This window comes from Morganella morganii H1r (assembly GCF_000633515.1).
Taxonomy (GTDB): domain Bacteria; phylum Pseudomonadota; class Gammaproteobacteria; order Enterobacterales; family Enterobacteriaceae; genus Morganella; species Morganella morganii_B.
Genome location: NZ_AYMP01000061.1, coordinates 1 through 8,406, shown reverse-complemented (window position 1 = coordinate 8,406; position 8,406 = coordinate 1). Strand labels below are relative to the sequence as shown.

Below are 8,406 nucleotides of genomic sequence, written 5' to 3'. Positions count from 1 at the left end.
ATTTATTAAACCACTACACTTCGCTGCAACGGGCGCAAAGAGGCGAAATGAGGCAGAATGCAGGGGCGGGAGAAAATTTTTGATGAGTGAGGAACGAGCGGGAAAATTTTCGGACGTTTATTTTACCCTTGCATGATAACGAGTTGAGCCTATTGTCAGCCCGCTGCGAAGGGATTTGACGAAATCAGGAATAACCGGAATGAGACAAAATGTCTCAACCCGGCCTGCGGTGAGGGAAACGAACCCGGGCCGTCAGAAGAGGTCGGCGGCTGCCGACCGGTTTAACACGACTCGTCCGGAGGACGTTGGAATGTGTTTTTACTTAAGGTCAGAAGTCACCAGTCCGGTCACAGCGCCTCCTGAGAATGACAAAAGGCTGTTATAAATCAGCCTTTTCGCTTTGGCAGATGTTAAAGCAATCCGGCTAATTTTCTTTTTGCCTGCTTCAGTGCCTCTTTTTTGTTTCCGTCCTGTTCCGCCTCTTTTACCTTCAGTGGTGCAGCAGTTACCGCACCTCCCAGACTTTCCAGGACTGATTTAATATCCGCTTTTGACGGCTGCCAGCCGGTTAGTAAGGCGGTTAATTCAACCAGTTTATCGGCCGTCAGTTCTCCGGCCGATAATTCCGCAACCATGGCCGGCAGCCGTCTGTCCAGACGGTGTAATGCCAGCCCCGCCATGAATACGTTCCGGAAAAGCTCACCCCGGTTATTTTTCGGCACGGTATCAATGGTCTCCAGTGCCTGGGTGTCCGCTTCATTGTCCGGATGAAGATAGAGTGTGAATTTCTTCCGGTCGGTACTCATTGCATTATTCCTCTTTGAATTTCGCGATTGATTTCACAAGCGCCAGCTGCGGTGTGTCCATCACATGTATCTTATGGCTGATATTATGCCATGCCTGTTTTACAGCCGGTTCAATTAATGATGCGCCGCCGCCGACCAGATATACCCTGTTCACATTCCGGAACCCGGCAAGATCATCAACAACTTCAGCCCCCAGTTTTTCAATTGCGGAGTTAATGGTACTCAGAACCAGCGGGATTTTACTTTCATCATTAACAACCTGACGGATAAATGCTTCATCTTCACGCCGCTTTATCAGTTCATCAGCGACAAGTGCACTGGTGTCACTGGAAGCCATTTTAAGCGCGGTGAGAGCCGCCTGAGTGACCATAGAGACACCGATTGCTGAATTTCCGTGAATAGCACTGACACCATCAAACTGGCCCACAATAACACCAACGTCCAGCGTGGTGCCGCCCAGGTCAATGACCAGTGATTTTTCCAGCCCCCCCACTTCGTCCTCAACCAGCTGAGAGAACACGGCAGGCAGTGATTCCGGCATCACTTCCACGCCGGTGATCACAAAACCCTCATGTTTATTTAGTCTGACCGGCCGCATCAGATTATCTGTCTTCCGCTGAATGGCCAGCTCATTTTTTTGACAGTCCGGTGTATAAAACTCACTGATTGGCAAAGTCACTGTTAATGATACTTCCTGTGGTGGTATACCACTCTTCAATAATGCATGGTGGACAGCGAGAACGTTCACATCAGAATACTGATACTCAATATGAGTGGTTTTAATAGCTTCATTACTCACTTCATCAAAGGTGAATTTCTGCCCTTCAAGCTCATAATTGTAAGTCTGATTACTGCCCAGCCCCTCAACCTTCCAGCCCTTTCTGAAAGAATTCGTTGATAATGAAGTGGTTATGTTTCCTTTTTCAAACCAGGCCAGTTTTACGTTGGTTGATCCGTCATCACAAAAAATTTTCATACATCCCCCGACAGATACTCAAAACGAGTATTATGATTCAATGTTACGGTACTCAATGTGAGTCTTTATCTTAAAAACCACACAAAGACCTCATATTGAGTATTTTATATCATTTCAGCCTGATTAGCTAGTCGCAACCTTGCATAAAGATATCAGCATACTTGCAGACATCTTTAATATATATTGCACATAGATATCTTAAAGCTTGCTGCAATATTTATTAATTGTACATTGCAGCATGTTTGCTGCAATTTTCTAACTAATATCCTTTTTTCTCTTTATATGCCTTGAGTGATTCTTCTAAAACCTCAACCAACAATAACCCATCTCGCTCCGCAATCTCCCGTAATTCTTTGTCATACTCAATAGTTACACGAGTTGCAAATGCAAGAGTCCGATGTGTTTTTCTTGCTGAGCGGCCATCTCTTCTAACATAGATACTCTCTGGTTCACTCGCTTCATGTTCGATAGATTGACTTTCCTGTGCAAGGGGGGCAACCTCAGGGGCAACCAAACCCGTTGCTGTTTCTTCTGCAGAAGGAGGAGTCCCCAATCTTGATTTTGCTTTTTTTAGTTTAGAAACATCCGCCATATCATTCTCCTATTTTATTAATCAAAGATTGAATTAATTCATCAGCCCGTGTATTAAGACCCTTATAGCGTGTCTCAGTAATAGTTAAACCAGCATTTAACGCTTGTCTGTATGCGGGTTTTTCCAAAAGACAACCATCAAGGACATCATAACCAGCATCCTTAATATATTCCCTGGCATCATTTGCCTCTGCCTCAGTGCCTATTCGACTAAGTGAAAAAATGAGTTTTGACCGAGGGACCCCCTCTTTAACTAAACCATTAAAAACTTTCACCGCAGGTATTAAGTCATCTAATGATGCTCCCGTCGGCTGGACGACTAAATGAGCCACCTTGGCAATTTCAGATGTTCCTTTGCTCGCTCGAGCGGGGCCATCAATGATCAGTAAATCATATGACTCAGCCGTTGAAAGCGCTTGAGCTGCGGTAGAAAAAACTTCCACGGATGCAACCGGAGGTAATCCTGCATCTAATCGTCTTCGGTGCCAATCCGCAGAAGTTGCCTGACCCGTATCTAAATCAGCTAACTTAGTCTTTATTCCTCCCACAGTTGCTTCACGAGCCAACGTTCTGGCTGCCGTACTTTTTCCTACACCACCCTTTTGTGAAATAAATGCCACTATCCACGCCATATAACCCCCGTGTGTTTTTTATTCATAATAGATAGATAGCAGCAATCTTGCAACCATCACGTATAAAAGCAACCTATAAACATTCCGCATGATTACTTATAGCTTTAAGATAGATTGCTGCAATCTATCTTAAATAACATAGATTGCTTGTATCTTACTTCTATCCCCATAATAATGGACATCTAATATATTGCAGCAAGATAAATGCAAGGCTGTATATTATGTCTAGATGATATCTCATTAAGGTATAGTTTCTCTTGTGAATTATTTAATGCGATATCTTCAATAACAAATCTATCCCTTTAGTTATAGTTACATTGGTTAATCACTTGGTGGGGTATTTTTTAAAAATAGCTATTTCATGATGATATAGTTTCTGATGTATATTATTCAGTACAGTATTTTTAACAAACACCTCTTGCATAAGGGTATGCCCTGACGCGATATGCAAAAAATGACATTCTCCAATCAATGCTATAATCTATATGCAAGATATTAAACGCAATAACCTAAATGCAATAACGTGGTGATAATATGTTCATTCGGGCTTATTTGAGAGCATCAACGGAAGATCAGTTTGCAGACCGGGCAAAAGATATGCTGGAACAGTTCGCTGGGGATAGGGGACATAAGATAGCAAGCTATTACCGGGAGAATATCAGCGGAACGAAAATTGAGCGTCCTGAGCTGGGGCGTTTACTGATGGACAGTCACCGGAATGATATTTTACTGGTCGAGCAGATTGATCGCCTGACCCGGTTGAGTAACAGTGACTGGATAACGCTGAAAAAACAAATCGAACAACATGAGCTGCGAATCGTCAGTCTCGATATCCCCACATCCTGGCAGGCGCTTACTGATAAAGATCCCTCCCGGAACGACCCTGTTACTCAGGCTGTGATTACTGCGATTAATAATATGCTCATCGACCTGATGGCCGCCATGTCTCATAAAGACTGGCTCAGTCGCCGGATGAGACAAAAACAGGGAATTGAGCGGGCACATAAACTCGGTAAATACCGGGGCCGACAGGCCGATCCGGAACGTCATAAAAAAGTACTGTATTACAGGCACATCAAAAAACTCAGTATCCGGGAAACGGCGGATGCAACAGGGTACAGTCCCTCACAAATCTGCCGTATTCAGGCACTGTACAAAAAAGAAGGGAATACTGACATTCCGTCATGCGACGATTTTTTGTCCGCATCCCTGTATCTGAAAGATGAAACCTAAACAACAGCAGAAGTATAGCGGTACAATTAAACAGGATTATGAATACGGTGACATATTCCACATCCTGCAAAGCGGCTTTTCCAGATTGATGATGGCTGGAATCGTTTCCTCTAAGCAGGGATCCGGAAAATATCGGCCATTACGCACAATCGACACTGAGTTGTACAAAAACAGTCTTAGCGTGGGATATTTTCCGTTTTCCAAACGGACCCCAAATATGGCTGCCGCGCACTGAGCTGTCAGGTATCCGATAAACCGGACTGTATTGACCAGGGAAAAATTGTTGATAATAAACGCCTCGGTACTGAAACTGGCCTGGGATCGAATGGACGAACTGGAACGTCAGGATAAACGAAGCCGGAGTAAAAGCGGGCCAGAGTTAAGGAACAACTGAGAGCCGACAATCCGGTACTGGCTAATCCGGGGAAGTTCAGAGCCAGTTTGCGTAAATAATATTATACAATGGATAGATTAAAATTATTTTGAGGTATGATAACTATGTATGAATCAAAAAATATGCCGTTAATTACATTTACTACTTTTTTAAAAAGGATTCTATTGCATGTCAGTTATGCATTTTTTCTGATTATAATTACATTACTCATAGGTATCGTAGGTCACATCACTTTTGATTCAAGTATAAACTGGCATGATGCACTATTAAATAGTGCATTTATAGCTAACGGCATTGGGCCCTACATAGTGCCACAAAATATCCCCGGTAAGATTTTCTTTGCCTTTTATGGCGTATTCACGAGTTTAGTTTTTATGACGACACTGGGATTAGTTTTGGCGCCTATTGCCCATCGAATATTACACCGATTTCATTTAGATGAACAAGAATAGTGACATTTTAAACTTGCAATAACATGTTTGAGGTGATAATGAAAAAATTATTTTTACTCATTTCTTTATTAATTCCTGTATCAGGAATTGCGATGAACTGCGAAATAGCTGATGTGAAATTATGTGATAAAGCGGAACGGGGCAATCCTGATGCACAATTACTTTTCGGTGCTATGTATTTCAATGGTAGTGGAGTGCAACAGGACTACACAAAGTCTAAAGAGTGGTATGAAAAATCTGCTGCTCAAGGAAATGCCGTCGCACAATATTATCTTGGGCTAATTTACTACGATGGTTTAGGTATACAGCGAGACTACGTAAAAGCTAAAGAATGGTTTTATAAATCAGCCGCGAACGGGAATTCTGACGCAATATATTATATTGGGGACATGTATTTCAATGGTAAAGGTGTCCGACAGGATTATATGAAAGCTAAAGAATGGTTCGGTAAATCGGTTGCTCAAGACAATTCAGAGGGGCAATTTGCTTTAGGAGTTATGTATTACGGTGGCACCGGTGTAAAACAGGACTATGTAAAAGCTAAAGAATGGTTTGGTAAATCCGCTGTTCAGGAAAATCCAAAAGGACAATTTGCACTCGGAGCTATGTATTACTTTGGTAAAGGTGTAAAGCAGGACTATATCAAAGCTAAAGAATGGTTTGGTAAATCTTGTGATAGAGGTGTGCAGGAAGGGTGTGATTTATATAGAGATTTAAATAAGAAAGGATTATAAAAGGTAAAAAAACCTAATGCCCCAATGTGGTAGTAATCAAAACGGAGCGAAGCGACAACATCTTCATGCCTTTGCTTTTCTCCATGATCGGTTAACCGATTGCTGCGGTAATACCCTTAAATAACTCACTAATTGTATTGTATAAAGGTTCTGAATGACTGAAAAACAGGTTGTCACACCTGAAGAAATGAATAAGCAGCTGGGGAGGATGGCCTATGCTGCACTGGCTGCCCTTAAACTTGCCCAGCATGACGGGATGGCCGGACAAAGTGCTCAGGCCGAGAATTTATTTTTGGTGCGCTGGCTAAAAACCGCACTGAAACAAAAACGTTTTCATCGCTGCGTGGCCGCAGATCTGGTCTGGCTGAGTAACCTGGGTCAGAAACGGGTAATGACGGCAAAATTGCGCCAGCGACTGGATTTCCTGTGGAAATCCTGCTGCTGTGATATACCGGCACAAAGTGCCTTATTCCGGCTGACCTATGCCACGGAAAGGCTGAAAAATACTGGCTGGTCAGGCGAAGTACTGAGTTCTGACCTCTGGGATAACGTCAGGCAAAAATCTCCGCTGGCTCCGCAGGAAAATCCGGTTTTTTATATTTGCCGGGACACTCTGGATCAAGGATTTGATGATACCGGCGCTCAGACCGGCCTGCTGGAATTTCTGGTTGCCGGCGATCCTGAACAGTTTGAAGCAGTGATGAAACAACATCAGCTAGGTGGCCAGTTTTCCGGCCGCGATCGCTCGTTGTTCTGCATAAAACCGGCCTGACGGGTTAGGGTACCAGAACGATTTTCGGCCCGTCAGGGTTGAAAATTGGCATCAGACACAAGCTGAAAACACATATTTGTTGCAAATAAACAGCCCGGAAAATAATATCAGGTGCCAATGTACACATACAGGCTGTCACCGGCTCGATGCCGGTGACAGCCTGTATCGCATTTATTTGTCAGTACAGCGGGATCATTGGCTTTGTCACACCGCAGGCGCGGGCATAACGCATAAGGGTTTCGTAACTCATTTTAGTCGCATTTTTTTCCATTCGCGAGACAGTCGGCGGCTTAACCCCCATACGCTCAGCTACCTGCGCCGATGTCAGACCGGCTTCATTACGCCAGACACATAAAGTCTCCTGCAGACGTTCACGGGCTTCCTCTGCTTCATAAGCATCCCGGTATTCAGTATCCTGCATTGCTTTATCATGAATCTGATCAAGGCTTTTATATTTCATTATTCATTTCCTCCAATCGGCGGAATGCCAGTTCAATTTCATTAATCGGGGCTTTGTTTGTTTTTTTTATAAATATCCGCAATAAAAATATACGCTCACCGGTCTGATATACCCATAACCCCCTGGCTATATCACTTCCCATGGTTCTCAGTTCAAATAAACCGTTGCCCAGTGGCTTCGTATACGGCTCTCTGAGCAGCCGGGGATTGGCTTCCAGTTTTTTTAATAACCGGACCATTTTTACCCTGACCGGTGTAGGTAGTGCGAATAGCTCTGATTCTGCTTCATCATGGAAAATTACTCTGAACACAAGCCCTCCCTTTTATTATTATATTAGCCCTTAAGCTAAGTTAGCGCAAGAGCTAATATCTGATTATTGTCAGAATTCAGTTAAATATTTATGCGCTTTTGACGCGGCAGAGGCGGCTTTAAAAATATAGCGTTTATCATTTTTCAGAGACTTAAGCCATGAAGCAATATAGCTTTCATGCTGAACATCGCCGGAAACACCAAAATCAGCCATCAGAAACGCGCTTCCCAGTTCCGCCACCAACTCCTCAAAAGCGTATTCTTCAGATCCGAACCGTCCTTTCATTTCCCTGTTTAAACGGCTTTTTCCTCCTGACCAATGGACAATTTCATGCAGCCCAGTAGCATAAAAATTAGCCGCATCTGCGAATAAATGACGCTCAGGCAACCAGATTTCATCTGTAGCAGGACGGAAAAAGGCTTGCTGGCCCCGTTCGGTAATGTTCGAGCCGGTGCGCTGAAAAAATGCCTCAACGAGGGGCAGGGGATCGAACCCGCTGACCGGCCCGGCTGTGCTGTCTTCATCTGTCAGTGTCAGGCCGTCGATCTGCTCAACGTTAAATACGGTGAACGTTTTCAGCATCGGAATCTGTTCTGTCCCGCCGTCTTCCGTTTCTTTCTCCAGCATCCTGTAAAAAATAGCCATGGTGCCGCGCTCACCTTTGCGAACCTGCGCCCCCAGAGCCTGAGCCTGTTTGTAGGTCAGCCAGCGGGAATCATTAAATCCCTGCTTTGCGGCACTGCACCACAACAACATAATATTGATCCCGCTGTAGCTTGTATCCGTAGTAAAATTTGACGGAATACCGGACACCATACCTTTACGGTTCCACGGACACACCCACGGCTTAACACCCGCTTCCAGCATTTCTATGATGTTGTCTGTTACTGTCTGATAAATATCTGTTTTGCTTTTTTTCCCGGGAAATTTCGTTTTTGTTGAGCCTGACTGCTCCAGCGGGGATACGCTGGTCGCCGGTGCAGAATTAGGGGCGCTTGTCTGGGTATGCAGGTTCATAGTCATGGCAGGGTAATCCCCCCATTTTT

The 8,406-nt window shown here is 44.1% G+C and carries 11 protein-coding genes and 1 pseudogene; 5 read left to right on the top strand and 7 right to left on the bottom strand.

Annotation, left to right across the window (positions count from 1 at the left end; genetic code table 11):
• Window positions 1-410: 410 nt before the first annotated feature.
• From U868_RS0121725 to U868_RS0121710, 4 genes are all read right to left on the bottom strand, one after another.
• Window positions 411-806, bottom strand: coding sequence for a plasmid partitioning/stability family protein (locus U868_RS0121725; RefSeq protein ID WP_025155119.1), 396 nt, complete (start codon window positions 804-806; stop codon window positions 411-413).
• A 4-nt stretch (window positions 807-810) separates the two neighbouring features.
• Window positions 811-1,782: a plasmid segregation protein ParM domain-containing protein gene (parM, locus tag U868_RS0121720; RefSeq protein WP_025155118.1), complete on the bottom strand. Its 972-nt coding sequence runs from the start codon at window positions 1,780-1,782 to the stop codon at window positions 811-813.
• Window positions 1,783-2,041: 259 nt separating this feature from the next.
• On the bottom strand, window positions 2,042-2,374 hold the full coding sequence (locus U868_RS0121715) for a hypothetical protein (RefSeq protein WP_025155117.1): 333 nt from the start codon (window positions 2,372-2,374) through the stop codon (window positions 2,042-2,044).
• A gap of 1 nt (window position 2,375) precedes the next feature.
• A complete protein-coding gene (locus tag U868_RS0121710) occupies window positions 2,376-3,005 on the bottom strand; it encodes a ParA family protein (protein WP_025155116.1) in 630 nt (209 codons plus the stop codon).
• A gap of 534 nt (window positions 3,006-3,539) precedes the next feature.
• On the opposite strand from U868_RS0121710, the gene U868_RS0121705 reads away from it, so the two are divergent.
• The 5 genes and pseudogenes from U868_RS0121705 (at window position 3,540) to U868_RS24240 (ending at window position 6,590) form a co-directional block, all read left to right on the top strand.
• Window positions 3,540-4,238, top strand: a complete 699-nt coding sequence (locus U868_RS0121705) for a recombinase family protein (protein ID WP_025155115.1) — start codon at window positions 3,540-3,542, stop codon at window positions 4,236-4,238.
• Window positions 4,239-4,451: 213 nt separating this feature from the next.
• Window positions 4,452-4,691 (top strand): annotated as a pseudogene (locus U868_RS26280) (ISNCY family transposase); the annotation flags it as partial.
• A gap of 45 nt (window positions 4,692-4,736) precedes the next feature.
• On the top strand, window positions 4,737-5,084 hold the full coding sequence (locus U868_RS0121695) for a hypothetical protein (RefSeq protein ID WP_025155113.1): 348 nt from the start codon (window positions 4,737-4,739) through the stop codon (window positions 5,082-5,084).
• Window positions 5,085-5,122: 38 nt separating this feature from the next.
• Complete coding sequence (locus U868_RS0121690; RefSeq protein WP_036412322.1) at window positions 5,123-5,818, top strand: tetratricopeptide repeat protein; 696 nt, start codon at window positions 5,123-5,125, stop codon at window positions 5,816-5,818.
• Between the two features lie 154 nt (window positions 5,819-5,972).
• Window positions 5,973-6,590: a DUF2913 family protein gene (locus tag U868_RS24240; protein ID WP_051583100.1), complete on the top strand. Its 618-nt coding sequence runs from the start codon at window positions 5,973-5,975 to the stop codon at window positions 6,588-6,590.
• A 178-nt stretch (window positions 6,591-6,768) separates the two neighbouring features.
• Here the strand turns inward: U868_RS24240 and U868_RS0121680 are convergent, their stop codons facing one another.
• The 3 genes from U868_RS0121680 to U868_RS0121670 form a co-directional block, all read right to left on the bottom strand.
• Window positions 6,769-7,050, bottom strand: coding sequence for a helix-turn-helix domain-containing protein (locus U868_RS0121680; RefSeq protein ID WP_025155110.1), 282 nt, complete (start codon window positions 7,048-7,050; stop codon window positions 6,769-6,771).
• A complete protein-coding gene (locus tag U868_RS0121675; RefSeq protein WP_025155109.1) occupies window positions 7,040-7,360 on the bottom strand; it encodes a type II toxin-antitoxin system RelE/ParE family toxin in 321 nt (106 codons plus the stop codon). Before U868_RS0121675 ends, U868_RS0121680 begins: the two co-directional genes overlap by 11 nt.
• A gap of 69 nt (window positions 7,361-7,429) precedes the next feature.
• Complete coding sequence (locus tag U868_RS0121670; protein ID WP_025155108.1) at window positions 7,430-8,383, bottom strand: ArdC family protein; 954 nt, start codon at window positions 8,381-8,383, stop codon at window positions 7,430-7,432.
• Window positions 8,384-8,406: the final 23 nt, after the last annotated feature.

What these genes read in the sequence shown, in the direction of transcription:
- U868_RS0121725 (WP_025155119.1), bottom strand. Translation starts at nt 806, where the DNA reads ATGAGTACCGACCGGAAGAAATTCACACTCTATCTTCATCCGGACAAT.
- parM (WP_025155118.1), bottom strand. Translation starts at nt 1,782, where the DNA reads ATGAAAATTTTTTGTGATGACGGATCAACCAACGTAAAACTGGCCTGG.
- U868_RS0121715 (WP_025155117.1), bottom strand. Translation starts at nt 2,374, where the DNA reads ATGGCGGATGTTTCTAAACTAAAAAAAGCAAAATCAAGATTGGGGACT.
- U868_RS0121710 (WP_025155116.1), bottom strand. Translation starts at nt 3,005, where the DNA reads ATGGCGTGGATAGTGGCATTTATTTCACAAAAGGGTGGTGTAGGAAAA.
- U868_RS0121705 (WP_025155115.1), top strand. Translation starts at nt 3,540, where the DNA reads ATGTTCATTCGGGCTTATTTGAGAGCATCAACGGAAGATCAGTTTGCA.
- U868_RS0121695 (WP_025155113.1), top strand. Translation starts at nt 4,737, where the DNA reads ATGTATGAATCAAAAAATATGCCGTTAATTACATTTACTACTTTTTTA.
- U868_RS0121690 (WP_036412322.1), top strand. Translation starts at nt 5,123, where the DNA reads ATGAAAAAATTATTTTTACTCATTTCTTTATTAATTCCTGTATCAGGA.
- U868_RS24240 (WP_051583100.1), top strand. Translation starts at nt 5,973, where the DNA reads ATGACTGAAAAACAGGTTGTCACACCTGAAGAAATGAATAAGCAGCTG.
- U868_RS0121680 (WP_025155110.1), bottom strand. Translation starts at nt 7,050, where the DNA reads ATGAAATATAAAAGCCTTGATCAGATTCATGATAAAGCAATGCAGGAT.
- U868_RS0121670 (WP_025155108.1), bottom strand. Translation starts at nt 8,383, where the DNA reads ATGACTATGAACCTGCATACCCAGACAAGCGCCCCTAATTCTGCACCG.